This is a genomic window from Caldibacillus debilis DSM 16016, assembly GCF_000383875.1.
Lineage (GTDB): Bacteria > Bacillota > Bacilli > Bacillales > Caldibacillaceae > Caldibacillus > Caldibacillus debilis.
This window is the reverse complement of the sequence record NZ_KB912916.1, coordinates 16,324-43,276: the sequence shown is the minus strand read 5'-3', so window position 1 is coordinate 43,276 and position 26,953 is coordinate 16,324. Positions and strand designations below refer to the sequence as shown.

At 50.7% G+C, this 26,953-nt stretch carries 23 protein-coding genes and 3 tRNA genes; 3 read left to right on the top strand and 23 right to left on the bottom strand.

The features are described 5' to 3' along the window. Positions 1-83: 83 nt before the first annotated feature. From A3EQ_RS0118205 to rocF, 8 genes are all read right to left on the bottom strand, one after another. A complete protein-coding gene (locus tag A3EQ_RS0118205; protein WP_020156574.1) occupies positions 84-659 on the bottom strand; it encodes a cupin domain-containing protein in 576 nt (191 codons plus the stop codon). Between the two features lie 694 nt (positions 660-1,353). Next, positions 1,354-3,156 (bottom strand): glutamine--fructose-6-phosphate transaminase (isomerizing), encoded by a 1,803-nt coding sequence (gene glmS / locus A3EQ_RS0118195; RefSeq protein WP_020156572.1) that lies wholly within the window; start codon positions 3,154-3,156, stop codon positions 1,354-1,356. 1,198 nt (positions 3,157-4,354) lie between these two features. After that, positions 4,355-5,704, bottom strand: coding sequence for a phosphoglucosamine mutase (glmM, locus tag A3EQ_RS0118180; protein WP_020156569.1), 1,350 nt, complete (start codon positions 5,702-5,704; stop codon positions 4,355-4,357). Positions 5,705-5,772: 68 nt separating this feature from the next. Beyond that, entirely contained in the window at positions 5,773-7,005 is a 1,233-nt protein-coding gene (locus tag A3EQ_RS0118175) for a CdaR family protein (RefSeq protein WP_020156568.1), read from the bottom strand. Further along, positions 6,998-7,834 (bottom strand): diadenylate cyclase CdaA, encoded by an 837-nt coding sequence (cdaA, locus tag A3EQ_RS0118170; protein ID WP_020156567.1) that lies wholly within the window; start codon positions 7,832-7,834, stop codon positions 6,998-7,000. Before cdaA ends, A3EQ_RS0118175 begins: the two co-directional genes overlap by 8 nt. A gap of 256 nt (positions 7,835-8,090) precedes the next feature. Next, positions 8,091-8,747 (bottom strand): anti-sigma factor, encoded by a 657-nt coding sequence (locus tag A3EQ_RS0118160; protein ID WP_280510713.1) that lies wholly within the window; start codon positions 8,745-8,747, stop codon positions 8,091-8,093. Positions 8,748-8,777: 30 nt separating this feature from the next. Beyond that, on the bottom strand, positions 8,778-9,317 hold the full coding sequence (sigW, locus tag A3EQ_RS0118155; RefSeq protein WP_020156564.1) for an RNA polymerase sigma factor SigW: 540 nt from the start codon (positions 9,315-9,317) through the stop codon (positions 8,778-8,780). 472 nt (positions 9,318-9,789) lie between these two features. Continuing rightward, positions 9,790-10,686, bottom strand: a complete 897-nt coding sequence (gene rocF, locus A3EQ_RS0118145) for an arginase (protein ID WP_020156562.1) — start codon at positions 10,684-10,686, stop codon at positions 9,790-9,792. A gap of 162 nt (positions 10,687-10,848) precedes the next feature. Here rocF and A3EQ_RS22640 point away from each other — a divergent pair, with 162 nt between their 5' ends. Then, positions 10,849-11,166, top strand: coding sequence for a hypothetical protein (locus A3EQ_RS22640; protein ID WP_154652917.1), 318 nt, complete (start codon positions 10,849-10,851; stop codon positions 11,164-11,166). Positions 11,167-11,488: 322 nt separating this feature from the next. On the opposite strand, the gene A3EQ_RS0118130 is transcribed toward A3EQ_RS22640, so the two are convergent. From A3EQ_RS0118130 to A3EQ_RS21435, 9 genes are all read right to left on the bottom strand, one after another. Then, positions 11,489-12,694, bottom strand: coding sequence for a phosphopentomutase (locus A3EQ_RS0118130; RefSeq protein ID WP_020156559.1), 1,206 nt, complete (start codon positions 12,692-12,694; stop codon positions 11,489-11,491). Positions 12,695-12,698: 4 nt separating this feature from the next. Next, positions 12,699-13,859, bottom strand: coding sequence for a YhfX family PLP-dependent enzyme (locus tag A3EQ_RS0118125; RefSeq protein ID WP_020156558.1), 1,161 nt, complete (start codon positions 13,857-13,859; stop codon positions 12,699-12,701). A gap of 27 nt (positions 13,860-13,886) precedes the next feature. Then, entirely contained in the window at positions 13,887-15,035 is a 1,149-nt protein-coding gene (locus tag A3EQ_RS0118120; RefSeq protein WP_020156557.1) for an aminotransferase class V-fold PLP-dependent enzyme, read from the bottom strand. Then, a complete protein-coding gene (locus A3EQ_RS0118115) occupies positions 15,032-15,946 on the bottom strand; it encodes a phosphotriesterase family protein (protein WP_020156556.1) in 915 nt (304 codons plus the stop codon). The genes A3EQ_RS0118120 and A3EQ_RS0118115 overlap by 4 nt, the downstream gene beginning before the upstream one ends. Positions 15,947-15,964: 18 nt before the next feature. Further along, a complete protein-coding gene (locus A3EQ_RS0118110) occupies positions 15,965-17,257 on the bottom strand; it encodes a YhfT family protein (protein WP_020156555.1) in 1,293 nt (430 codons plus the stop codon). Between the two features lie 11 nt (positions 17,258-17,268). After that, the gene (locus tag A3EQ_RS0118105; protein WP_026500069.1) at positions 17,269-17,628 is read right to left on the bottom strand and encodes a DUF2620 domain-containing protein; all 360 of its coding nucleotides are present in this window, start codon (positions 17,626-17,628) and stop codon (positions 17,269-17,271) included. Continuing rightward, positions 17,573-18,004 carry a PRD domain-containing protein gene (locus A3EQ_RS21440; protein ID WP_020156553.1) on the bottom strand — a complete coding sequence of 144 codons (432 nt, stop codon included), beginning with the start codon at positions 18,002-18,004 and terminating at the stop codon, positions 17,573-17,575. The genes A3EQ_RS0118105 and A3EQ_RS21440 overlap by 56 nt, the downstream gene beginning before the upstream one ends. Before the next feature lie 63 nt (positions 18,005-18,067). Continuing rightward, the gene (gene yhfZ / locus A3EQ_RS0118095) at positions 18,068-19,000 is read right to left on the bottom strand and encodes a GntR family transcriptional regulator YhfZ (protein WP_020156552.1); all 933 of its coding nucleotides are present in this window, start codon (positions 18,998-19,000) and stop codon (positions 18,068-18,070) included. 19 nt (positions 19,001-19,019) lie between these two features. Further along, the gene (locus A3EQ_RS21435; protein ID WP_020156551.1) at positions 19,020-20,102 is read right to left on the bottom strand and encodes a hypothetical protein; all 1,083 of its coding nucleotides are present in this window, start codon (positions 20,100-20,102) and stop codon (positions 19,020-19,022) included. Between the two features lie 186 nt (positions 20,103-20,288). On the opposite strand from A3EQ_RS21435, the gene A3EQ_RS21430 reads away from it, so the two are divergent. After that, positions 20,289-20,570 carry a DUF4440 domain-containing protein gene (locus tag A3EQ_RS21430; protein WP_322786164.1) on the top strand — a complete coding sequence of 94 codons (282 nt, stop codon included), beginning with the start codon at positions 20,289-20,291 and terminating at the stop codon, positions 20,568-20,570. 511 nt (positions 20,571-21,081) lie between these two features. Here A3EQ_RS21430 and aceA read toward each other — a convergent pair. The 3 genes from aceA to A3EQ_RS23275 form a co-directional block, all read right to left on the bottom strand. Next, positions 21,082-22,356, bottom strand: coding sequence for an isocitrate lyase (gene aceA / locus A3EQ_RS0118080; protein ID WP_020156550.1), 1,275 nt, complete (start codon positions 22,354-22,356; stop codon positions 21,082-21,084). 16 nt (positions 22,357-22,372) lie between these two features. Then, a complete protein-coding gene (gene aceB / locus A3EQ_RS0118075) occupies positions 22,373-23,950 on the bottom strand; it encodes a malate synthase A (RefSeq protein ID WP_020156549.1) in 1,578 nt (525 codons plus the stop codon). A 565-nt stretch (positions 23,951-24,515) separates the two neighbouring features. Then, positions 24,516-24,668, bottom strand: a complete 153-nt coding sequence (locus tag A3EQ_RS23275) for a DUF3221 domain-containing protein (RefSeq protein ID WP_407637038.1) — start codon at positions 24,666-24,668, stop codon at positions 24,516-24,518. Between the two features lie 562 nt (positions 24,669-25,230). Here A3EQ_RS23275 and A3EQ_RS22630 point away from each other — a divergent pair. Next, a complete protein-coding gene (locus tag A3EQ_RS22630) occupies positions 25,231-25,557 on the top strand; it encodes a hypothetical protein (protein ID WP_154652916.1) in 327 nt (108 codons plus the stop codon). 503 nt (positions 25,558-26,060) lie between these two features. Here A3EQ_RS22630 and A3EQ_RS0118040 read toward each other — a convergent pair. The 3 genes from A3EQ_RS0118040 to A3EQ_RS0118030 form a co-directional block, all read right to left on the bottom strand. Further along, positions 26,061-26,133: transfer RNA gene (locus A3EQ_RS0118040), tRNA-Gly, on the bottom strand. 101 nt (positions 26,134-26,234) lie between these two features. Further along, a tRNA-Tyr gene (locus tag A3EQ_RS0118035) sits at positions 26,235-26,317 on the bottom strand. Positions 26,318-26,323: 6 nt separating this feature from the next. Next, positions 26,324-26,396 (bottom strand) — tRNA-Thr (locus A3EQ_RS0118030). Positions 26,397-26,953: the final 557 nt, after the last annotated feature.

The window sequence follows — 26,953 nt, the reverse complement described above, 5'->3', positions numbered from 1 at the left end:
CTGTTTTAAAAAAAGCCGCAGATCAACCCAGTTCGGGAGATCTGCGACACGTTGGTTCACGTCAGCCTTTTTGTGCTTTGGTGTCAGAACGACGCTGTCCATTGCCGATGAGCGGCCATGGCCTCGGCTTTCGTCCTGTGAACCGTGCCAAAAGGATGCTCGGGCGGAGCATAAATGGAATACAGCTTCAAGGGAACATGCCCTGTATTGGTCACATTATGCCACGTCCCAGCTGGAATCATGATGGCGTCATCTTCGGACACGCTTCTTTCCAAATCCAGCCGGTCTTTTCGTTTTCCCATCTGCACAAGTCCCTGTCCTTGTTCAATACGAATAAACTGGTCCACATTCGGATGAACTTCCAGTCCGATATCTCCTCCTACCTCAATGCTCATCAACGTCACTTGCAAATGTTTTCCTGTCCATAATGCGGTTCGGTAATTTTGATTTTGCTCGGCGGCTCTCTCAATATTGACAACAAACGGTTTTCCGCCGTAATCTCTCAATTCGATTGGAGGAATCCTGTCATTCCTTACATGTTGTTGCATCCCGTAAGCATACGGCGGCCAGTTCCACCCGTCATAATAAGGGGGGCAGTAACAGGACATCGGATAGGGCCACTGCGTGGGAATATACAAATGGGCGTAATTCGGATTCAATGGCGTTCACGCTCCTCACGCTTGGATTGCGGAATCTGCGACTATTTTATGTAATTGCCCAGTCAGACGTGAAAAAGCACATGGGCAAACGGAATCATCGTGAGGACGCCCTCAAGATGCGGTGGCCATTCATCGCCACGAAACCCGAAAAGGTAAGCCAGCTATTGTGGTATCCCATGTGACAATCCTTTTCCCCTGCCCCCTCTAAGCAATCAAACCGAACGGAACGTAAACTTCCCATATTGATATCCTACGATGTCAAGAGAAAATAATTCCTGTCCTCCCCTCCCCCTCAAACCCTCTCTTTCCTAGAGCCGCAAGGGTTCTCAGGCTTGAGGAACCAATTGGAACCAAAAAGCAGAAAAATAAAAAGTGTCCGTCTGATGGGAAGAAATTAGGGGATCTGGGAGAAGGGGTTAGGGAAATGGAACGTTGGGAAATGTCCAGGAAAATATTTTGAGTGCACCTCAATCGGAACATAGCGGGGTGGGGGATATTGGGAAATTGCCTGTTATACCAATGTTCTTTCCTTTCCCCTGTATCACTTTCAACAAAAGAAGAAGCCCAGCATGGATCAGGGCAAACCCCTACCACGCTCGGCTTCTTGGACATTTTTTATTGTCCCCGGACAGATTTTATTTTCCCGGGACGGGATTTATTAGCTTTCTACAACATTATAAATTTTTTCCTCCACCTACTCCACCGTCACCGATTTGGCCAGGTTGCGCGGTTTATCCACGTCACAGCCGCGGTGCAGGGCGGCGTAGTAGGCGATGTATTGCAAAGGAATGACAGAGATAAGAGGTGTCAGTAACGGATGGACTTCGGGCAGGACGAACCGGTCCCCGTCTTGGACCAGGCCGTCCATGGAGATGATGCACGGATTTGCGCCCCGGGCGACGACCTCTTTGACATTGCCGCGGATGTTCAAGTTGACGCTGGCCTGGGTGGCCAGGGCGAAAACCGGCGTGCCGTCCTCGATCAAAGCGATCGGGCCGTGCTTCAGTTCGCCGGCGGCAAAGCCTTCCGCGTGAATATAAGAGATTTCTTTCAGCTTCAACGCGCCTTCCAGGCAAACGGCATAGTCCAAGGTGCGCCCGATGAAGAAGGCGTTCTGGGCGGAATCCAAATACTCGCGGGCGATCTGTTCAAATTCGTCCTTGCTTCCGCATACCGTTTCCATCGCGTTGGCCACGATGCCCAGTTCCCGGGCCATATCCACGCCGCTTTGCCGCGAACGGCTTTTGGCGATCACTTCAGCGAGCACGGCAAGAACGGCCAGCTGGGCGGTATATGCCTTGGTCGAAGCGACGGCGATCTCCGGTCCGGCATGCAAAAGCAGGGTATAGTCCGCTTCCCGGGACAGGGTGGAGCCGGGCACGTTGGTGATCGTCAGCGCCGGGTAGCCGAGCTCTTTCACTTTCACCAGGACGGCGCGGCTGTCCGCGGTTTCCCCGCTTTGGGAAATAAAGATGAACAAGGGTTTCTCGGAAATAAGCGGCATTTGATAAGCGAATTCGCTGGACAGATGCACTTCGGCCGGAATTTTCGCCAGTTTTTCCAAATAGTGCTTTCCGACCAATCCGGCGTGGTAACTCGTGCCGCAGGCGATGATATAGATCCGGTCCGCCTCATGGAGCGCCCGCTGGATTTCCGGATCGACGGCCAGTTCCCCCCGTTCGTTCCGGTATGCTTGGATGATTTTGCGGATGACCAAAGGCTGTTCCTCAATTTCTTTTAACATATAATGCGGATACGTCCCCTTTTCGATATCGGAGGCATCCAGCTGGGCCGTAAACGGTTTTCGCTCGATTTTCGTCCCGTCCAACGCGTAAATTTCGATGTGATCTTTCCGCACGATGACCGTTTCTTGATCCATCAGCTCCACAAATTGGTTCGTCAGCTGCAGCATGGCCATCGCGTCCGAAGCGACCACCTTGAAGCCGTCGCCCAGTCCGACAAGGAGCGGGCTTTTATTTTTGGCCACATAAATGGTCTCCTTGTCTTCCTTATCCAGCAAGGCAAAGGCGTAGGAACCTTTCAACAGCTTCAACGTCCGGCGGAAAGCGTCAAATGCCGGAAGCCCCTCATTGGCGAAACGTTCGACGAGCTGCACGACCACTTCCGTATCCGTATCACTTTGTAACGGCACATCCGCCAAATATTCGTTCTTTAACTGCTCGTAGTTTTCGATCACCCCGTTATGGACGATGACGAATCTCCCGGAGGCGCTTTGATGGGGATGGGCGTTCGTTTTGCTCGGTTTTCCATGGGTCGCCCACCGGGTATGCCCGATTCCGACGCCGGCTTGGATGGCGGGGTCGACCACCCGGCGCAGATCTTGAATCCGCCCCTTTTCTTTGAAAATATGGATGCCTTCCTGATTTAACAGGGCGATCCCCGCCGAGTCATAGCCCCGGTATTCGAGCTTCTCCAAGCCTCTCAGCAAAATTTCTTTCGAATCATCCGTTCCGATGTAACCGACGATTCCGCACATACTTCTTTCCTCCTTGTCATAAGGGGGACAAGAAGCCGTTAAGGGAGCAATCTTGCCCCCTTATCTCCGTATGGTGTTTTCGTTCGCACACCTTCCATCTTCCTTTGTCCATTAAGTCGCCTTAATGTTTTGGGAAGATGGCTCTCGACTGCGTGTGCACAGCCGGGAGGCATCCGCCGAACACCTCGATAAACCTCCACCTCGTCAACTAAGCCCCTGCACGTCCCAGGGCCTAGTTCTGGCGCTTGAAAAAAATGAAAAACTGCCCTCCTTTCCGGAAAAAATTAAAAGCAAATTAATCTTATAACAGTTGTTTTTCCCCCGTCAATAGGGCGGCGTCCCAATCCGCCGCCGGTAGCCTTTTGTTGCGGATAAAGGGGGGCTGTGGCGAGGTTCCTGCATTGGCCGGAAAGCCTGGTTTTCCGGATGAATGACGGCCGCAGCCGGTCTTGCGTCCGCCCCATGATCGGGAAATTGGCTTCGGACCATTTCGCCGACGGGCTCCCTTCCCCTTTCGCCGCTGTCCATGCTTTCCAAAATGCCTGTGTAGGTTCCGTCCTATTTTCCGGCGCGGATGCCGACCTTTCACGGAGGAGTTGGGGCCGGATTGTTTTCTCCAATAATTTTCACATTCGTGGCAATAACATCCCCGCCCTTTTTCGTTGGAGCCGGATTGTTTTTCTCCCAAAATTCCGTTGCAAAAGGGAAAAAACCGCTTTTAATTAGTATATTCTTTTGCGGGGAAGGGGTCAGGGGGAACGGCCGGTCCTGAAAATAAAATCGAAAGCGAAAGCGGAAAGAAAGCGGGAAAAACCGGGAGTTTGAAACGGCCAAAAGGACGGGGACCGGGGCGGCCATCGCCATAAAACATCCTCTTTCTTCCAGAAGGGGGCGGGAACGACACCTATCACCGAAAAAATTTTCTTCATTCCAACAAGGAGCAGGACGCACGGCTCCCGTCATCGCAGGACAACCCCGCCAAACCGGCCGGTACGGCTCGTGCCCTACTGGGCATCTTTTCCGCAGGGCATCTTTTCACCCCCGCAGGATTCGGCCAGCGCAGCTCCCTCCGCCGCAGGAAAATTTTCCTGCGGACCCGCATCGATATTTAAACCGGAAAAAGGTTGCCGATATATAAAAAAACGGCCTGAAAGGCCCTGCTTTCCCGGAGGGCCCTTCAGGCGGCTTCCCGTCCCTTTTATTCGTTTGTTCCCGCTTCTTCTTCGACAACTTGAACGATGCGGTTGACAAATTTTTCGCACGCTTCATTCGTGCTGGCTTCGACCATCACCCGGATCAGGGGTTCCGTGCCGGAGGGCCGGACCAATACCCGGCCGTCTGTTCCCATCTCTTGTTCCACTTCCCGGATGACTTGTTTGACCCGTTCGTTTTCCATGATCTTATTTTTATCCGTGACCTTTACGTTGACCAGTTTTTGCGGATATTTTTTCACTTCCTTCGCCAATTCGGACAAAGGCTTTTTCGTCTGTTTCATGATGTTGACCAGCTGCAGGCCGGTCAGCATGCCGTCGCCGGTCGTGTTGTAGTCGAAGAAGATGATGTGGCCGGATTGTTCGCCCCCGAGATTGTATCCGTTCTTCCGCATCTCTTCGGCCACGTACCGGTCGCCGACCGGCGTGCGGACACTGACGATCCCTTCCCGTTCCAACGCCTTATAAAATCCGAGGTTGCTCATGACCGTGGACACGATCGTATGGTTTTTCAGCCGGCCTTGCTGCTTCAAATATTTGCCGCAAATATACATGATTTGGTCGCCGTCCACGATTTCCCCGTTTTCATCGACGGCGATCACCCGGTCGCCGTCGCCGTCGAAGGCGAGGCCGCAATCGGCTCCCTTTTCCAGGACAAATTCCGCCAACGCTTCCGGATGGGTGGAACCGACCCCGTCGTTGATGTTCAGTCCGTCGGGGGATGCGGCCATCGTGGAAAGATCCGCGTCCAGATCGGCGAACAAATAGTTGGCCAAGGAATAGGTCGCGCCGTTTGCGCAATCCAAGGCGATATGTAAGCCGGAGAAGTCATCATCCACCGTCTGTTTTAAGTATTGGATATATTTTTGCCCGCCTTCGAAGTAATCGATCACTTGTCCGAGATCCTTCCCGATCGGGCGGGGCAGATTGTCTTCCCCTCTTTCGAGCAGCTCCTCGATTTCATTTTCCTGCTCGTCGGAAAGCTTGAATCCGTCCGGACCGAAAAATTTGATGCCGTTGTCTTCCACCGGATTGTGGGAGGCGGAAATCATGATCCCCGCTTCCGCCCCCAGCGCTTTGGTCAAATAGGCCACCCCCGGAGTGGTGATTACGCCCAGGCGCATCACTTCCGCGCCGATGGACAACAGGCCGGAAACGAGGGCCCCTTCCAGCATGAGCCCGGAAATTCTCGTGTCCCTGCCGATCAAAACCTTCGGCCTTTTTTTGTTTTTCGTTAAGACGTACCCTCCGAACCGGCCCAAACGAAATGCCAATTCCGGCGTCAAATCTTTGTTGGCGACTCCGCGAACTCCGTCAGTACCAAAATACTTACCCATTCAGTTTCTCTCCTTTTCCATGCCATTGTTGAAATGCTTCAAAAGCTTATCCGGTTTTCGCTTCCATCTCATGTTTTCGCGATTTGGATGATGGCCGTCTTCAAAACGAGCTCCCATTTCACATCCTCAGGCCCTTCCACCTGGATGTCGACTTCATGCCTGCCTTCCGTCAAACCGTTCACATCGATGAACAATTCAAAATCATCCGCCTGGAGATCTTTCAAAACATGGGCGGGACCCTTGACCGTGAGGGATGTTTCCCCGCCGACCGGCTGAACGAAAGACAGCCCGTAACCCTTCGCCAGCCCGTTATAACGGATCGGTATATTGGAGATTTCCTTCGTTTCCTCTTTTTCAACGGATATATGGACGGTGATTGTTTCCGGCGATGCCGCCGTAATCCCCTCCCTCAGCTTGATGGGAATGTTGATCTTGGTATCCCGTTCAATATTGCTCACATCAATCGGGATTTCAATGCTTGGCGTTTCATCCAACACCTTCTTCTTTCCGAACAGGATGACTTCCCTTATAGATGGTTCGATGCTTTTAATAATAATTCCTTCTTTCGGCGAACCGGTCTGCTTGATGACGACCGGGACGGTCTTTGAGGGGCTGGCGACGGGAACGGTGACGGAAACCTGGTTCGGCTCCACGATCACGTCCAGTTTGTTCATGTTTTTGTCCAGCACCAGGACGTCCGCCTTCCGGGTAAATGTTTCGTTCACCGGAGCGTCGGCATTGACGACCGCCCGGACGTAGGCGATTTGGTCAATGACGTCCTTTCCGCCCGTAACGCTGACTTTCCCCGGTTCGACCAGCGGTTCTTCCGCCGTATATCCTTCCTCCAGGGCATTTTTGTTGAATTCCGGTTCCACGGAAAATTCTTTTGTCACCTTTTCCTGGACATTGACGGTGACCACGGCGGGATCGATTCGAACTTTTAACTTATCCGAGATGTTTTTCACTTTCAGTTCCGCTTTTTGAATGCCGATCGGTGCGTTGGTCAAATCCACATAGACGGTGAAATCCCGCAGACTTTTCGTGATTTGCACGATGCTGGAATTTCCTTCCAGATGAACGTCCGCCGTTTCCGGCAGGCCCGTCACGACGAAATTCTCTTGGTCATAATACGCCTCCACCGGAACATCCTCGACCGTCGTCGAGAAATTGTTGCTGCCGGCGCTGTAATTGGACCCCCTTTGATCCACGGATACGGACAAATAGAGCAGGATTGCGATCACCAAAGCGAAGATCCGGATGAACCATTTGCTTTCCATCAGCCTTCCAAATATTTTATCCATTTTTCTTCACCCACTTGCTCCAAATAGTTGGCGTCGCTTGGGGTTCCACATCTTTATTCAGTTTATTCCTCAACATTTCACGGAGTGCGTCCAAGGATAGATCCCGATGCAGTTCGCCGTTTTTCGCCAGGGAAATCTTTCCGGTTTCCTCGGAGACGACGATGGTGATGCTGTCGGTGACTTCGCTGATGCCGAGGGCCGCCCGGTGCCTTGTCCCCAGCTCCTTCGACAAAAAGGGGCTTTCCGACAGCGGCAAATAACAGGCCGCGGCGGCGATCTTGTTGTTGCTGATGATGACCGCCCCGTCATGCAACGGCGTGTTCGGGATGAAGATATTGATCAGCAATTCCGATGAAACTTGGGAGTTTAAAGGGATCCCGGTTTCAATATAATCGGTCAGGCCGGTTTCCTGTTCGATGGAGATCAGGGCGCCGATCCGCCGTTTCGCCATGTATTCGCTGGCCTTGACGATGGCCTCGACCATTTTTTCCTGTTGTTCCTCCGCCTTTTGGCGCACGCGGGTGAAGATCTTCCCCCTCCCGAGCTGCTCCAGCGCCCGCCTCAGTTCAGGCTGGAAAATGATGATGATCGCCAACAATCCGTAATCGATGACCTGGTCGATCAGCCAAAGCAGCGTGTGCAGACCGAGAAATTCGCTGACCCCCTTCAAAATGAGGATGACAAAAATGCCGTTGATCAGCTGGACGGCCTTTGTTCCGCGGACGACCATAAAAATTTTATATATAAAATACCAGACAACCAATATATCAATGATGCTGGATATGTATTCGAAGATGGTGGAATGCGAAAAAAAATTTGACAGAGACATCGTGGATCCTCCAATAACCGCTGTATGCCGATACGTATGGATAGGCCGGGCTTCCTGCCTATTGCAGGAAGAAATCATATCGGTTTCTCATGATAGCAGGATGAAATCATACTGGTTCCCATAATAGCAGGAAGCAATCATATTGGTTTCCATTATATCATAAAAGCAAGGCTTTCATAAGGCCGTTCGGGCTGGAAAAAAGAAGAACGCTTGGACAATTCTATTTTACTCCAAGCGTCACAAAAAATGAAAAGCGTCATTGGAAGTCCTTTTCCTCTTCCGACTTTCCATCGAAGATTTTTATCCATTGGCTCACTTTGTTCTTGATGTCAAACCAGATCCATTCAAACAATTGGTTGATTTCCTGAATATCTCCCGTGACTTCCCCTGCGGAGGCGATGTATTTTTCGCCGTTGATGACCGTTACGTCGCCATCCACCTTTCCTTCAATCCGGATGCTTCCGTTTCTCACCACGATGTCCCCGTTGATGGTTTTTCCTTCCGGCACGATGGCGGTATCGTTTTTTATGATCAAATCGGGCTGTTTCGTCACGGAAAAATCCTCATGATTGTCCGTCCACGCCGAGAAGGTGCTGCCGGACATCAACAGCAAAAAGATGGCGGCGGCGGTGAGAAATGGATGATGGCTGAACCAATGCCTAAGCCGGGCTTTTTTCGCCGCTTTCGGCAGCCGGTTTAACACCTCGTCCGTAAAGCCATCCGGCGCATGGACGTTGGCCAGGCTTTTGATGAACATTTCCGTCCTTTTCAATTCGTAAAAATAATCCCGGCAATCTTTGCATGTGCGCAAGTGTTCCTTCAAGACCCGGTCATGCTCGGCCGGGATGTCCCCGTCAAGAGATTCCTGCATGTATTCATAAAGATAATCGGGGCATTGTCTCATCTCATCCATCTCCCCTTACAAATGGCGGAGTCTTTTCCTTTAAGCTTCCCTTCCCCTGTGGATATGGGTCTTTACCGTTCCAACCGGCAAATCGAGGATTTCGCTGATTTCATTTAACGACAATTCTTCCATGTATTTTAAGATAATCGCTGTCCGGTATTTTTCCGGCAAGGCCAACAGTTCCCTTTGGAGAAAATCTTGAAATTCCATATAGGCGACGGCGTCTTCCGGCAGCGGATCGGCGGACGGGATCTGGGAATACATCGTCAAACCCTCGGTGCCGGTCACTTCCGCATCCAGCGAATAATCCGCTTTTTTCTTGCGCAGCCGGTCGATGCAAAGATTGGTGGCGATCCGGTACAGCCAGGTGGAAAATTTCTTGTCCATATTGTAATTGCCGATATTGATATAGGCACGGATGAAGGTTTCTTGGGCGATATCTTCCGCTTCCGACCGGTTGCCCACCATCCGGAAACAGATTTGGAAAACTTTATCTTTGTAGAACTCTACGATATCTCCGAAGGCGTTTTTGTTGCCCCTGTGTATCTCTTTAATTTTTCGTTTGACCAATTCCTCCATTATGATACCTCCGCCCGCGGTCGACTTTCCATACGTCCGGCTCCGAAAAAAGTTTCAGTTTCCTGGCTTTTTTTCGAAGGAGGATGCAGGACTGTAACTCTATTTTACCAGAAAAAATTTCCACCTTTTTTCCTTTTTTTATCCGCAGGGAAAATTCCGCCGGTTTTTTCTGCGGCGGCCCGGCCGCGGCGGATGATCCGGGGGTTTTTCTGCCGTTTGAGTTCTCCGGGCGAAGATTTTTTGCGGCCGCGGATCCGCGGGGAAATTCCCCCGATTTCTTGCCCGGTCCGCCGGAGAATTCTCTTTATCCTCATCAATTGCGCGCCGGCGGAACGGTCTTCCGCTTTTTCTTGCGGGCATATACACCGTAAAAGAACCTGCCTTCCGCAGAAAGCAGGTTCCTTTTGGAGAAAGCCGGTCCCTATTTGGAAAACCGGACCCGGCATTTTGCCGCAGGGTTCCGTTTAGATTTTTACCGCATATGTCCGAACAAGGCCGCGATCAAATCAACCGCCCGGCCGGCCGTTTGATTTTTCGTGTCCAAAAGGGGATTGACTTCGACGAATTCGCAGGAGGCGATCAAGCCGGATTCGCCCAGCATTTCCATCGCCAAACGGGCTTCCCGAAAAGTCAGTCCGCCTTTCACGGGCGTTCCGACCCCCGGGGCTTCACTGGGATCCAAGGAATCGAGATCGAAGGATAAATGGACCCCGTCCGCCCTTTCCCGCAAGTAGGCGATCGCCTCTTCCATCACCCGTTTCATTCCGGCCCGGTCAATCTCATGCATCGTATAGGCTTTGATCTTTCTCTCCCGGATCAGCCTTTTTTCTCCCTCATCCAAGTCCCGGATGCCGATTAAAACGATGTTTTCAAAGCGGATTTTCGGCGCGGAACCGTACAGATTTATCAGCGGCTCCGCCCCCAGCCCCAAACTGGCGGCCAAAGGCATCCCGTGAATATTTCCCGAAGGGGAAGTCTCCGGGGTATTCAAATCCCCGTGGGCGTCAATCCATAGGATGCCCGGATTCCGGAAATGTTTAGCCGCTCCTGCGATCGTTCCGATGGCCATGCTGTGGTCGCCGCCAAGGACGAGCGGGAAAAAATTTTGCCCGAAGAGGTGGTCCACTTGGGCGGCCAATTGTTCACAGGCTTCAGCCACCTGATGCAGATTTTTCATTCCCGTCTCCGTGTCTACGGTTCTTTCCCCCGTACCGATTTCCATATTCCCCATGTCCTCCGGGGCAAGGCCGAGCTGCCGCAATCTTTCCGTCAAACCGGCGTGGCGGACGGCATCCGGACCGAGAGCGACGCCGGGATGGGGCTGGCCGTAACTCATCGGCATCCCGACGATGGCGATTTTCTTTTCCATGCTGTTCCCTCCCACGCCTATTGTAAACGCTTCGCTTGCGCTGTTTCAATTTGACAAAATTTCGAATAATTATGCGCCCCCGCATGCAAAAAGGCGGCAGGATGCCGCCGTTTTCACGTTCAAGGGCTCGTCGATGGAAACGTTCAAATCGGGAACGGCAGGATGCCGCCGCTTTCTCGTTCGGGGCCGGCCGGGTCGCAGCGGATGTCGAATGATGGACATTTCTCCAGCTGTGATGGACGTTTTTTCATGGATGATGGATATTTTTTCTTTGATAACGGTCAAATTTTTTTTCGTGATGAACGGAGAGGTCGAAATGATGGATCGATTGTTGATAATGACGAACCGTCCGATGCGGTGTCGGACGACTTTTTTATGAAATGGAACGATCCGACACAAATGTTGGGCGATCCGCCGGGAAAACCAAACCCCATGTGGAACGTTTTACTCAAGTATCTGACAAGCGGAACTTTTTATTGAACGTTGTACAAAAATGTCGAACATTCTACCCTTGATAGGAAACCTCGACCTCCGATGCAAAAAAGGATGCCGGACATTCATTCTTTTTATTAAAGGCCATCCGGAAAAATTTTGATGCGGGTCATCGGAAAACCCATCTCCGGTTCCGGCCTGCCGCCTCTTTCATGGCCATATTGCCGCCGGGAGGGATCCGCCCAGCCAAGCCTAAAAAAGAGACCGGTTCGGTTGCCAAAGGCATGCCCCGCCATCCGAACCGGTGAGCCGCTTTTTTCGCATTCATCTTATTTTCCTTTGGGGCATTCAGCCGGTCAGGAAAGTTCTTTTAATTTCGGTCGAGAATCAAATCCAAAAAGCTTTCCCCTTCCTTCGTTTTCGGCAGCCCGTAAAAATCGCATAAGGTGGCGCCGACGTCAGCCATCGTTTCCCGCATGCCGATATAGACGGGTTTCACTTTTTTCCCGACGATGAAAATGGGAACATACTCCCGCGTATGGTTCGAATGCCCGATCGTCGGGTCGTTGCCGTGATCGGCCATGATGATCAATATGTCCTCTTCGCGCATTTGCGGAATAAAATCCTGCAGCCATTGATCCGTTTCGTTTAACAACCGGCAATACCAATCGACATTTTCGGCATGCCCCGCCAAATCGGTTTCCTGAATATTGACCAGAAAGGAGGCGTTTCCTTCTTCCTTTCGATAAAGCTCCGAAAATCTTTCCAAAAGTTCCGTCGTATTGACAATCGGTTCGGCAGGACCCGTGCCGTGCAGGACATCTGCCGTTTTGCCGAGGCGGTAAACTTTCAATCCGTGTTTTGCGGCGATCATGGGGAATTGTTTGTCGATTTCGACGCCGTAACCCATATGGTAAACCATATAGCCCTTTCCGTAGACGCCCGCCTTCGGTGTATCCACGCCCCATTGATCTTTATGTTTTTCTTTTACGCAGGACAGGATGCGCTCGATGGAAGTATAGGGACCGCCCAGCGCGATGACCCTTGAGGTATCGACATTTTCCCTGACGATTCGGCCGATCTTTTTCAATTCATCGAAGGTCATTTTCTTTAAATCGGCCGTTACATTGATGATATTGCCGAGGGACGATTCGAGATTATCCGCCACCACCGCCGCGCCGTTCACCAGCAACACCCGGCAATGGCTGAAAGGGTAGGCGACCTCATAGCCGTGCGCTTCCAACGCTTGTTTGATTTGCCCGTGCACTTCCTTCATTAATCGTTTGTTCGATTTTTTCGGACAGCTTCCCGCGATTTCCTGATGGCCCAAATACGTATCGGCCCCGTGATGGGCCAATTTGGAATACCCGTAGGCGCTCGTTTCCGGTGCGGATTTTCCGTCGACAAGGGCACCCAGTCCGAGCCGATACAACGTGGGAATTTTCAGCTCGTCCTTTTTCGCTTCCCGAATATGCTTATACGTGTTGGCGCGGCAGTCGGAAGGCACATAGTCCCGGCAATCGTCCATCGCCCCGATCCCGAAACTGTCGATCACCAGCAGCATCATTCTGCCCATGATGTTACCACTTCCTTTCAAAATGAATCACCTTCGGGTTCCCCGATTGAATGCCTTCCACTAACGCGACATGGGCGCGGGTGACGAAGATCTGGCTCCGGAAAGCGAATATGGCGGTATCCCCGATTTCCACCGGAAAATCGGCAGGAGCTTCGATTTTTCCGTAGTAATCGATCGATTCCGGGCGGGTGGGATAGGCTTTCACATACCGGTTGAGGATGGAATCTTCCTCATGCCCGACCAGGCAGCCTTTCATTCTGGAGCGTCCGTAATATCCCCCGGCGATGACAAAATAATGGTTTCTAAATTTGTGGGAAACTTCCGTGACATAGATCATCGCCGGTTTTTCTGGCAGATCTTTATAGGCATGCAACGGAGTGGTGCCGGTTAAACTGTGCCCCGGTTCGCCGTGGGTGATTCCGTGTTCGGCCAAATAGGGGATGGTTTCGCAGCTTGTTCCGCTCGGGCCGTTCACCTGTTTCACAGGAATCCCTCTCTCTTCCAATATCTTTTTCGCCTCTAAAAGGGTATACAGATTGTTCGTTCCCACCATCCCGGTTTTATCGTCGTTCATCCGGAGGGTCGGAAAAGTGGTAACGCCGACGATGTTAACCCCGCGCAGCCGGCTGATCCGGCCGGCGGCATCAGCGAGCTGTTCCAGTTCAATTCCGCCTTCCTGGCCGTCATAAATTTTGTTGTCGGGACCGGTGACTTTCAGCAAAATATCTTGTTTTTTCCCCAATTTTTCCGCAGCGGCTGACAATTGGGCGGCCCGTTCGTAGGAAAAAACCGTCACCACTTCCGGATTCCAGCTCAACACTTCTCCCCATTGATGTTTGCCGGGTTGAACGAGGTGGCCGATATGTCCGATTCGAACACCGTGATCCGCCAATCTTTTTCCCTCGTCAAAATCGACCGCAACCGCTTTTTCTATCCCGTTTTCTGCAACTATTTTCGCCAGTTCGGGGATTCTGCCGAGCTGTTTGGACATGAAATACAAATGAATATTGCAGTCGGCGGCCGTTTTGGCAATTTTTCGCACGTTTTCTTTTACCATATCCAAATCGATGACATACGTGTTGGGAGGAATCTTGCCCGATTGATGTAGCCTCACGCCCGTTTTAATCAGCTCGGGATTCCTCCTCACCGTCACATCCAAAAACATGGAAGCAGTCCTCCTGTATGCGAAAATTCACTTCTTGGCAGCATGAACCGATTCTTTGGCGGCATGAATCGCCTCTTTTAAAATTCGCAGCACGGTGGCGGCTCCTGACTTCATCGGATTGATCCGGATCCCGTAATCTTTCAGCCGGGGTTCGGCCTCGATGAAACTGCCGGAAACCCGGTAAAACAACGGCAAAATCTCATACTTCGATTCCGCCCCGACCGGATGGGTTGCCGCCCCGAAACGGTTGCTTTGTTTAATCACTTCCGGAGCGATCGGTTCTTTCAATTCCACGATAACGTTTTTCGATTGGGCATTGACGACATAAGCGCAATCCACTTCTTCGATCGCCCCTTCATTCAACTGGCGGCAAATTTCTTCCACCTGTTTGCTTTGTACGGCAAACAAAACCGGCGTCAAGGTCATCATTCTGAGCAGTTCCATCGCTTCAAAGCCCTGCACCTGGCCGCCTCCGGAATAATTCCTCGCATGGATGAGATCAATCTTTTCCTTCTTTCCCAAAATGACGCCGATTCCCTCCGGTCCCATCAATTTAAAACCGGAAAAAGTGGAATAATCAGCGCCGCACTGAACCCCGATTCCGTAAGTTTTCATGACACAATAGTTGTCATCCACCACTACGGTCAAGTCGGGTCGGATCCTTTTCACCGTTTCAATGACCGTTTGTAAATGATAAGTATCCGAAGGCTGCTGCCTCGCATGCTGAATGTAGAAGACTTTGCAGTCAGCGTCCTCCCGGAGGGCTTTTTCCATTTCCTTGAGACGGTTAAAATCAATGGCCACCGTTCGGATTCCCAACATCCGGATCGTTTCCTTCGTCGTCGCATAAACGGGCGCTTTATGAATGAACATGGAATCGCCGGGGGATAAGAGGACGCTTAAAAGAATGCGGATGGCTCCTGTCCCGGCACCCCGGACAAGAGCTGCTGCTTCCGCACCGAAAAAATCCGCCAAAACCCGTTCCGCTTTTTCCGTCTGTTCAGGTCTTTGATAACGGGACCCCAATCCCAGGTCTCCCAACGACAAAAATTGATCGCCTGTAAAATGTCTGCTGATGCTTTCCACGAATTGGAATTGCAATTGCTGCGCCTCTTCCAGCGTCAGACTCGGCAAAACGGATTCGCTATATTTGCGTTTCGCTGGTTGGTTTGTCATGACACAGGCTCCTTTATGGAAAATGCATTGGCTGGATTGTGAACGAGGAGATCTTCGATGATATCATCCGTAACTCCCCGTTCCTTTAAGGCCGGGATAAATTGAGACAAAGCATAGTCATATCCGATTCCGCCATTCATTTTCCAATGGGATTTCCGGGTCAAATCGCAGGAGAGGAGAATTTGTTTATGGTACCCCCTCTCGATAAAGTCAAGCAAAAATTCCATTCTTGCTTCATCCGGCCTGTAATTGTTTTTTCCAATGGTGTCAAATCCGATATAAACTCCGGAACTCAGCACCTCTAAAACTTCTTCCTTATTGGGGTTTAAATCCTGATGGCCGATGACAATTTGTTCCTTGGGGAGTCCAAGCCCGAAAAGCAGCTCCACTTGCCGAATCCCCATCGTCCCTAAGGTGGTATGGGTGGAAACCGTCAACCCCGTTTCCAATGCGGCTTGCCCCGCACCCAGCAAAAGTTCTTTTTCCAACGGCGTGATTTGATTCAAACTCGTTCCCACTTCCCCGATAACCCCAGGAAAGACTCCGTTCACGCCGTTCCTTATTTCGGTAATAAAATGGTGCGCAAAACGGTCCCGGTCCCACCCTTTTGCAAATTCAGGGATAAACGGCTCTTTATAGAATCCGGTACAAGTGATAATATGAATATTGGTAAGCTCACTTAATTTTTTTAACCGCAAAACATCTCTGCCCATTCCATCATTGGTCAATTCGACCAAGGAGCGGCCGCCGGCTTGAAAAAACCGTTTCAATTCGGCAGCCGCCTCTTCTTCATTGTCCAAAATGGTGTCCGGATCTTTTTTTATTTTTGATAGATCAATAATCAGATGTTCATGGGCCGCACAAACACCTAATTCTTCTTTTTTTATCTTTCCTCTGACCGTTTGTATCAAAATGAATCACTCCAGCCATTATTTGGGTACCGACATGATGCCTAATGCTACAAGAATGTTGGCGATGATTCCGACCGCAATCGCTCCGACAGGACCGACAGCCATCCTGACGATCGGGCGTCCGGCCGCTTCGTTTAACAAATAAAATCCTGCGATGAAGAAGAACCCGAAGCCGGGTGCAATCATGTTGGAAGCATTGGCTCCTCCGATCAGCAAGGCCACTTCCAGCAATTTCGTCATGGCGTTGCGGATATTTTCCCCGGATTTTCGGATTCCCGGATACTTATCAAGGAACCGGGCAACTACACTTAAAAGCATGACTTCTATGAAAATGACCAGTCCGCCCAAGATCACCGCAACCCAAACATTCGGGGAAAACAGACCGACGACAAAGATGAACGTAAAACCTACCGGGCTATACACACCGGTGGCAATCGCCGTGCTGGCAATCAGCGGAATAAACCCGATAGCCCTGGCAACCGCCGCAATCCCAGCATCCGTCTTTTTCCCTTCCGCAAGCAGGTTCAGCGAGATCGGGTCTCCGGCCATCAACACCAAATTCGTGGCGCCGGCAATCAAAGCGCCGATGATGACCAAATAAACGACATTCTTTTTAATGGAAATCACTTTTTCACTGAAGACAGAAGCCAAATCCACGCCGGAACCTTCATCCGCCTTTTCCTTCATGGCATAGGCAAACAGGAAAATCATTCCGACAATCAATGCAATACCTTCCTGGTTTAACGTAACTGCGTTCCCGCCTATTTTGAAAACGCCGCTTTCGTTGATGAAAACCGCCAATTGTCTGGCGATGGCAGCCGTGACAAACGTGATGACTCCTTTTTTAACGCTGAACTGCATGGCGACCGCCAGCGCCGGAAATGCCATAAAAGTCACCACTACGGGTGTTCCCACTTGCCCCAGCGGATCCAGGAAGTTTAACGGCAAATGTTTAAATAACTTAACAAAACCTTCCAAGCCGACGACCAGCCCCCAGCCGTAAAGGCCGCCTATCAACGCCGCCGCCGGGGTTCCCCATTTGTTTTTCGGCGTGACCAGCCCGATAATATCCGTACCTAACAAAATGCTATGAATTAAAATAATGCTGGCGGTTAAAGTGAAGGGAATCCCGAAACCGATCACCAATCCGAAGCTCATCGCAAAGGCGGTCAAAGCCAATTCCCTTCGTTTTAATCTTCCTTCAATATGCTCGGAAACAATGGGGCGAAGACCGTCATTGAACACGGCGATATTTCTGTTCGCCAAAACCGCGGCAATCGCTCCAATCAGCACAACAAATAACGTTTCCATACAACCCCTCCTTAGTTCGCGCTTTTTATGGCTTTAATAAGCATAGGCACCGCCAAATCCAAATGATCTGCAGTGAAGCCAAAGGCCTTTTTACCGTTTTTTACCGCTTCGATGACCTTTTCTTCATTCGGTTTTTTCCCGGGCATCGACACCGTTTCGCACTTGTCTCTGCCGATCAAGGCGATCGCCATGGCCAATGCCCCGCCGCCTCCGGTATGACAGGCTCCGAAATAATAGTCCGCCTGCCCGGTTTTCATCGCCATCGCGGCTTCCAGATCCGACTTGATCACTGTCTCAATCGACGGATCGATTTCTTTAATTTTTTCTTCGATCGCCTTCTTCTCCACTTGTCCCCCGATGACAATCTTCAAGTTCATCACCTCCCTGATTGATATTTAATAAATTGATGAAATGGATATATAGGAAGTCTTTTTCCCCTTGGGGCAAAGACTTTTCCCACAGCTTTTCGATAAAATGGACCAGGGTCTCGGCAACGGGAAAATGTTCGGATCTTTTCATTTCTTCCAATATGAACGGATCCGGCCGATCAATGTTTTCCCCGTTGACGATCCGCATCAACGCCAAAGGCAAATGGGTAAATACCATTTCCGCCTGCTCGATGCTGTCCTTTTTCACTAATCTGGCTAATTCCTCAAAAACGGATTCCGTTACACGGCAAACCTTCTCATTGATCAGACCCTGTTCCTGCAACAATTCCAGCCGGGTTGTAAGCTCCTGAAATCGCATGACCATCCTTCACCTCATGATGGGTATCGTATCAACCGTAAGCAAAACCTTTTCGCACTTCGTCTAATAATGGGGGATAATCTCTTTTTTCACTACTTTTTGTTGAATCCGCGTAATTTTTTGAACGTCAAGATTCGATAAATATTCCAGGACTTCCGAGCGGTCCTTTTCGATTAAAATGACCGCGGATGTGGCCTTTTCCGACAATTTCTTGGCTTTTTCCGAGCGAAAATCGGCCTTTTTGAACGCTTTGTTTGTCCTCGTGTCGTCAACGTTCCAAACGGCGGCATCCAATGAGCCTTTTTGCAGCATCTCAAAAACTTGCATGTAATTGATCGGAACCAATTGGACATCCAGATTCTCGCATTCCAACGCCGTCAGCCGGGATTGGTCGATGGATGTAAAATCGATGCCCACCCGCATGCCATCTTTCATGCGGTCGTTCGAAGGATCGGCGAAAAAGATTTGGTGGGCCGTGACATAGGTTCTCGGGCCGAAATTGACGGCAATCTGCAAGCTGTCATCTTCTTTGATTTCTTCTTCCGCAGCCAATTGGGACAATACGATAAAGTCATACCGACGGGCCTTCAACCCGTGCAGTCTTTGTTTCGACCCTCTCATGTACGCCAAATCGATCCTGCTCAACATATTTTCTGACGCTTCGAGGATCCCCGTCGCCAAGCCTTCGTACAAGGACGAATACGGCAGGGGCATCGCTCCCATGATGGAACCGATTCCGGCGATTTCTTTTAACAGGTCCAAATCCTTTGCCACCAGGAATGTGCCTAAGTGGCCCCTGGATTCCAAACGGACCGCCCGCAGATTTTCCAATATTTTCAATGCCCCTTGAATGGTGCCGCGCCCGAACTGAAAATCCTTTTCAAAGTCCTGGATTCGCGGAATCCGTTCCCCTTCTTCGATTGAAATTAATTGTTTGGCGATTTCCTTGGCCGCCAATCCGTTTTTTGAGTAGAGGCTTTCCCAAACTCGGCTCATCGCTCCACCTTCCCCGCACTTATTTTTCTTCTTGAAAATGGAATCCGTCTCGACTGACGCTCCCCGACAGAAAAAGCTTCCGCCAAATTTCAGGCAGCCGGATGATTTTTTCCATTTTTAATGCGAAATCGAAGGCAATCCGCGCCTGTTCTTCCCCTTTTTTCGCGATGATCAGCAAACCGCTGGCCAATTGGTCCACGGGAACGGCAATCGCCGTTGTTTGGCACATGTTCGCGGCCCTCAGCAAATATTTCCCGTGATTTTGCGTGATTTTTTCTCCGGTCTTTCCAAAAAACTTCGGCAATGTTTCGCCGTACCCGAAAACATCGACCGGTCCTTCACAGGTAACGATCAAGTCCGCATCATTTTCATATAAATATTTTTTAATCACCTGAATTCCTGTTTTCCGATCATCGGTCCCGGTCATTTCCGCTTCCTCGAAAACCCATTCCTTTTCATTGATTTTTGAAAGATAAGAAAGGACTTTTTCGTTCATATCCGTCCCGTCCGGACAAATGAGCGAACCTTTTTTCGGGATCACGATTTTCCATTTCTTTTTTTCCGAACCGGTCAGCGGTTTGCCTGTCAAATATTCCATCACAATCGTCAGCGTCTTAACCGTCTTTGCGATGACGCCGATGCTTCCTGAAAATTCAATCCCGTCGGCGGAAACTTTTCTCTTTTTGACAAATAATCCCAAACCCGCACCGATAACCGCGGGCAGCTGGCAGCTCATGGCGGGCGCCAAAACGGAACCCCCGCCGTCGGTGCCGACGGCAAAATCCGTGATGCCCTTTAATATATTGATGGGTCCGCCGCTGGTCGAACCGGTCATTACCCGGTACGTCAGCGGATTGATCAAATCCGTGTCGATGGCCCGGCCCCTGTCCGCCATTTTGTCTACCGTCAGCCAAATAAAATTTTTGTGCCTCCTCAGTTTATCCACGACGGTGTCGGGGATCTGGTCTGTGTCTTTGACTCCGAAATAGAATAAAGGTTGATCTTTGCTTTTTAATTCTTCAGCGATTTTTGGATTCACCGAGACGACGGACCGCCCCAATTCCCTTATGGCCGAACGCAATCGGTCATTGGCTTCAAACATCGTCGATTCTTCCCATCACTTTATTAATTTTCAATATACATTATATTGTATATTGTAATTATAACGGTTTCAGACAGCGTTTTCAACGTTTTCTTTCAAAATTGCAAGCAATTTTTTCGCTTCCGATTTATCCTACGTGAACGCAAGATTTTGTTATAATTTTGAAAAATTGGCGGGAGGATTGGAATGGAAAACCTTGAGGCATGGAAAGCCCGTATCTTCGCTTTGGAAAACCTTTTGATACCGGAAGTCCGGACTTCGCCGGAAAAAATCGACAGGCTGCTTTCAGATGATTTTTTCGAGTTCGGCAGTCCCGGAAGGGTTAGGTATAAAGCGGATTTCTTGGGAGAGAACGGACTTGGGCCGGTGAAAACGAAAATCGTCCGGTTTGAAGTCCATCTGCTGGCCGATGACGTCGTCCTTGTCGCGTATATTTTGTTCAATGAAGAAAAAAGGAATACACGTTGAGAAGTTCCATTTGGAAATTCAAGGACGGCGAATGGCGCATGTTTTTTCATCAGGGGACGAAAACGGCCAATCCGTTCAGATCTCCCGTGCCGGGGCGCGGCGACTGAGACAGAATGGAATTTCTTGAGGAGCAGGGACGAACATCGCATGCGTGTCCCCGCCCTTCGGAAAAATGTCGCTTTTCGAGCGTCCTGGCGCCCACGGATAGGACAGAAAAGACAGATGCAACACCACGCGGGCATTCCGGAGGCACCGGCTTTCCGGCCGAATACACCGTCCTGCCGGAAAAATTTTCTGCGGTTTCTCCAGATCAACGAAAAAAAGAGAAGGCACCGGATCCTCCATAAGTGTCACCAAACGCCGATTGGAAAGACGGGCGCCTTCTCTTGGCTTGGTTATCTCGAAATTCGGGACGGCAGGGAAAATCGGGCGGTTCCTGTTTCGTTTCGCAGGTGCCTGCCGACTTGCGTCGACAGGCGGTTTCGATTATTCTGAAATTGGGCGTTCGTTTTCAGACGAATTGCTCTTCTTCGGTGGAACCTCTCAGGGCGATGGTTGAGCTGGTTCCGCCGGAGACAACCGTTGCCACTTCATCGAAATATCCCGTTCCGACTTCCCGCTGATGCCTCGTGGCCGTGTAGCCTTTTTCCTCGCTTAGGAATTCCCTTTCCTGAAAATCCGCATAAGCTGCCATTCCCCGTTGGCGGTAATCGTGCGCCAATTCGAACATGCTGTGATTCAACGTATGGAACCCCGCCAAGGTCACGAATTGGAATTTATACCCCATCTTGCCCAATTCCTTTTGGAAGTTTCGGATCGTCCTTTCATCCAGTTTCTTTTTCCAGTTGAACGAAGGTGAGCAATTGTAGGCCAACAGTTTGCCCGGGAATTTTTCATGAATGGCCTCGGCAAATTTCTTCGCCTCTTCCAGATTCGGTTCCGATGTTTCGCACCAGATCACATCCGCATAGGGGGCGTAGGCCAGACCGCGGGCGATCGCTTGGTCAATTCCCTCCCTTGCATAATAGAACCCTTCTTCGGAACGTTTTCCGGTCAAAAAAGGATGGTCATAGGGGTCGATATCGCTCGTCACCAGCCGGGCCCCGTTGGCATCCGTCCGGGCGATTAGTACGGTCGGCACGCCCAGCACGTCCGCCGCAAGCCGCGCCGCAATCAAATGGCGCACCGCCTGCTTCGTCGGCAGCAACACCTTACCGCCGAGATGGCCGCATTTTTTCTCCGACGACAGCTGATCTTCAAAATGGACGGCCGCCGCTCCCGCCTCGATCATGGCTTTCATAAGTTCAAACACATTCAACGCGCCGCCAAACCCGGCTTCCGCGTCGGCGACGATCGGGACGAACCAGTCGGTGTCCTCCCTACCTTCGAGCCGCTCGATCTGATCCGCCCGCTGCAGCGCCCGGTTGATTTTTTTCACCACATCCGGGACGGAATTGGACGGATACAAACTTTGGTCCGGATACATATGGCCGGCCAGGTTCGCGTCGGCGGCCACTTGCCAGCCGCTGACGTAAATCGCCTTTAGTCCGGCCTTCACCTGCTGGACGGCCTGATTGCCGGTCAATGCCCCGAGGGCGGGGACATAATCTTCTTCATGAAGCATTTTCCAAAATTTCTCCGCCCCGAGCTTAGCTAAGGTGTACTCGATCAGGACGGAGCCGCGAAGTCTCACCACGTCCTCCGGACCGTAGGGGCGGGTGATCCCTTCCCAGCGCGGCGAAGCCCATTCTTCCTTCAATTTTTGAATTTGTTCCGTTCGATTCATGGCAACATGCTCCTTTCTAGTCGAGATAATCGTATCCGGGAACCGTTAAAAATTCGATGAATTCGTCTTCCTCGATCAGTTTGGAAAACAATTCCTCTGCTTCCTTGAACCGTTTTTGCTTGAATGTCTCTTCTCCGAAGGTTTTCCTGATCTTTTCCAGCTCCCCCCGGATGAATTGCCGGACCAATGCCAGCGTGATTTTTCTGCCATCTTCCAATTTCCCCTTCGGATGGCGGATCCATTGCCAAACCTGGGCCCTTGATATCTCCGCCGTCGCCGCGTCCTCCATCAGCCGGAACAAGGGAACGGCGCCCTTTCCCGAGAGCCAGGCTTCGATATATTGCAGGGCGACGGAGATGTTGGTCCGCAATCCTTCCTCGGTAATTTTTCCGTCCGGCCACCGGAGCAGATCCTCCGCTTTGACCGTCACATCGTCCCGCTTTCGGCCGATCTGGTTGGGACCCGGCATATGTCGGTCGAATACTTCCATGACCGCCGGCACCAATCCCGGGTGGGCCACCCAGCTGCCGTCAAAACCATCCTTGACTTCCCTTTCCTTATCCTTCCTGACCTTGGCGAAAGCCTTTTCATTCGCCTCCGGATCATCCTTGACCGGAATCTGCGCGGCCATCCCCCCGATGGCATGGACGGTCCGTTTATGGCACACCTTCACCACATAAAGGGTGTAGGCCCGCATAAAAGGGACTTCCATCGTCACCTGCGCCCGGTCGGGCAAAAGAAAATCCTCATGCCGGCGAAATTTTTTGATGGCGCTGAAAATGTAATCCCACCGGCCGCAGTTCAAACCGGCGCTATGCTCCCGGAGCTCATACAGGATCTCATCCGCTTCGAAGGCGGCGGTGATCGTCTCGATTAAAACCGTCGCTTTAACGGTCCCCCTCGGGATGCCGAGTTCCTCCTGGGCGAAAAGAAACACATCGTTCCACAGTCTCGCCTCTTCCCGGCTCTCCAGCTTCGGCAAATAAAAATACGGGCCGGATCCCCTTTCGATCAACGCCTTCGCGTTATGGAAAAAATACAGGCCGAAATCAAAAAGGCTTGCGGAAATCGGCTCATGATCCACAAGAAAATGTTTTTCCACGAGATGCCAGCCGCGGGGCCGGACAACCAAGGTCGCGGTCTTCGCACTCAATTTGTAAAATTTCCCGTCCGGCGCCGTATAAGTTAACGTCCCTTGCACGGCTTCCCTTAAATTTTTTTGCCCCCGGAGCACATTTTCGAAGGTCGGGGAAAGGGCGTCCTCAAAATCGGCCATATACACCTTCGCTCCGGAATTCAAGGCGTTGATGACCATTTTCGTATCGCCGGCCGGTCCGGTGATTTCCACCCGCCGGTCCTGCAAATCCTCCGGAACGGGAGCCACCGTCCAATCCCCGGAACGGATCGCCTCCGTTTCCTTAAGAAAATCGGGCAGCATGCCCCGGTCAAAAAATCGTTGCCGTTCCTGCCTTTGTTTTAAAATCTCCCTTCTGCGCCCCACAAATTGCCGATGGAGCTTTTTCAGAAAGCCTTCGGCTTCCTCCGTCAAGATTTCCGGCCGTTCAAATTCCGTCCTTTCTTTTTGCAGTGCCAAATTCCACCTCTCCTTTGCCCGAAATTGTTTTTTACAACCCCTTTCCGGTTCCTACTCCAGAAGTCCCGTGCCGTTGCAACGCGGGCAAACGATATAGCCGTCGCCATTGCAATCCTCGCAGGCGCCCATATCGGATTTCCCTCCGCGGCAAAGGCACGGGGTTTCCCCGCTCCCGTTGCAAAATGAGCAATCCACGGAATCCCCTCCTTTTTACCTACTGTAATATTACAGATAATTTTTATTAATTTTATTATATAACAGATTCCAGAAAAATGTTCAACGTTTTTTAAACCAATTTTTTGACAAAATAAGAGCCGGCTTCGGAAAAGAACCGGTCCGATCATTTTGGAAGCATGCGGAAAGGGGCATGTTTCCGAAAAATCCGGGGATTGGGGGAAGGAAAAGAAATTGCGGTAAAAAGGATTTATTTCACTATTGGTTTCATCGTTCGCGGCCAAAAGGATAGGGAGGGATTTTTCTGTCAATGCGGAGATTTTCGCGCGGATTTTCGAGGAAGGCGGGTGATCCGCGGAAATGATGGGGAAATCAAAAGAGGAAAATTGAATCACTGCTCCGATACCGGTTCAATATATTTTACGGAACCTCGCGGCGGTGCCGATTCCAGCAACCGATAGATTCCGACCCTGACCCTCTGCCCTGATTTGATATGATCCAAAAGCGAAGGATCATCGGTTTTCAAAAAGATCACATTAGCAATATACTTTCCGACGATTTCCCTAGTCTGTTATTTCATATCTTTTGGATCGAATTTTCATCGGTAATTAATATCGCCCGCGATGCTTCGTTGATCAAGATGTATCCTTCATGAATAAAAGCAGGCGACCGGTAAATTGCGCTTCCGGGACCGGGATCCTTGCCGAACGGACCGGTTGCGCTTCCGGACCGATTCTCATGGCCGGGTTGGCCTGCGCACCCGGACAGCAAGAAAATGCATAAGCCTGCCATCACAAACAACACAGATTTTTTATCACAATCCCCTTCGCATTTTTGAACTTTTCAATTCGGCAGAAGAATCGGCATCATCATTCCGGAATGAAAGTTCATCGCTTATGCCATGGGAGGAAAGGATCCGCCATGAGGAAATTCCATGCGGAAAATCCGCAAACGGTTATTCCTGTCCGGATCGGAAGAGGAAATGATCGGGGCCGTTTCGAATCGATCTTTTCCATTTTTCACGGCGAAATCAGGAAATAGATGACAACGACCAATCCAAAGGAAAGCGACGCGGGCAAATGTTTAAATCTAAGATGACCGGATCCTTGATGATTGACGGCTCTTCGGTAAACTTCCCCAAACAAAAGCGTTCCGATGACGATGATCAATCCGCCAAGAAGCCAAGGGCTTTGGAAGGAATTGGCGATATCAACTACCCGTTCGCTAAAAATGATCCAAAGGAATCCCAGAAATCCTCCCAAAATCATGTTCCAGATGAAGCCTTTGATTTTCATCCATCCTCGCCCCCCTTTCAAAAATGGGAACCGGGCAGCAGGATCACCCACCGCAGATTTTGTCTTTCAAAAAAAGATATATTTATTTTGAATTTTCTAATAAAAATTGTAGAACAAAAAACTCGATCCATCAAGTAAAAACCGCTGGCTTCGCGATCGTTTTTACCCGGCCTTTTCGGCCTTAAACCTGCCGTTGCACCGAGGAATCTGGAGCACGCAGCAGCGAAACCGGCATATAAAAGAAGGCCCTTGTTTCGCAAAAACCAGCCCGAAAAAGGCGAGAAACCCTTTACGGTAAATGCCAACCCTGAATCCATAGACCGGAAAACCGGCCAAAACACGGCCAAAATCGGAACCGGTTTGGTCAATAAAAATTGAGAAAGGGAGCGCACAGAAGATCCACATCGCAAAGGGCATATAACGCAGATGATTGGCTCCAATTTGTCATGTTGACGGGACAAAAGATTTTTCTTTGCATTGCGGCAAGGATATTGGGCGCAAATTTTACCGTCGAATTTTCCCTGGTTTTTTCGGACGCAAAAACCGGCGGCGGTTTCAAAATATTTTCAGAATTTTCATACAAATAGAGGAAAAATAAAACGCGGCATTGGCAAACCGCCAAAACCGCGTGATTGCTAGTAAGCGGAAGACGGGACTCGAACCCGCGACCCTCACCTTGGGAAGGTGATGTTCTACCAACTGAACTACTTCCGCATGGGTATATTTCGGGGAATTTGAACTTCGCCCCTTGTCTGATCGGAGGTCTGCTTCCTGAACCGGACCGGCTCAACTGCCGGCAAGGCTGATTCTTTGAATGGAGGGGGACGGATTCGAACCGCCGAACCCATAAGGGAGCGGATTTACAGTCCGCCGCGTTTAGCCACTTCGCTACCCCTCCGTATGATGCCGACTGCAGGACTTGAACCCGCAACCCACTGATTACGATTCAGTTGCTCTACCAATTGAGCTAAGTCGGCCTGTTGAAGAAGAATGTTGAGTTCCGTTTTGTTTCAGCCGTCCCGCTCCCGGTTCGTCGTTTCAAGGGGAACGATGGGATTTCGCTCGTATTGGCCACATGCCTTTGCGTTTCAAGGCGTATGCGGCGGACTTTTTTCTACCGACAAAGTGTATTATAAAGGAGAAATGAGACCTAGTCAAGCCCCCGCAATCATTTATTTACAGGGATTTGGTTCGCCCCCATTAAATATTTCCGTGAGGCCTGGCCTCCATCCGCCGCAAAGAACAACCTCCGATCAGGCGGAAGAGAGACATTTCGCTCAAAAGCCGGGCCGCCGGCCGCAAGGAGATTGATCCATAGGGCGCGCAACAGTGGAAAATAAATTTCCGCGATCATTTTTGCATGCTGTCCGATTCGCGCCCGGGCGCCAATGCGGCCCCCGAACCCTTTTTATGCGCGGGCCGGATCCCATAAGCCGCAGTCAAAAAACCGCCAAAGCACCGGCCCGATTCCGGACGCCCGGCAGCAGGCCCGAAGCTTTTTCCGAAGGGCGAAAACATTGTATAATGGAAAAAA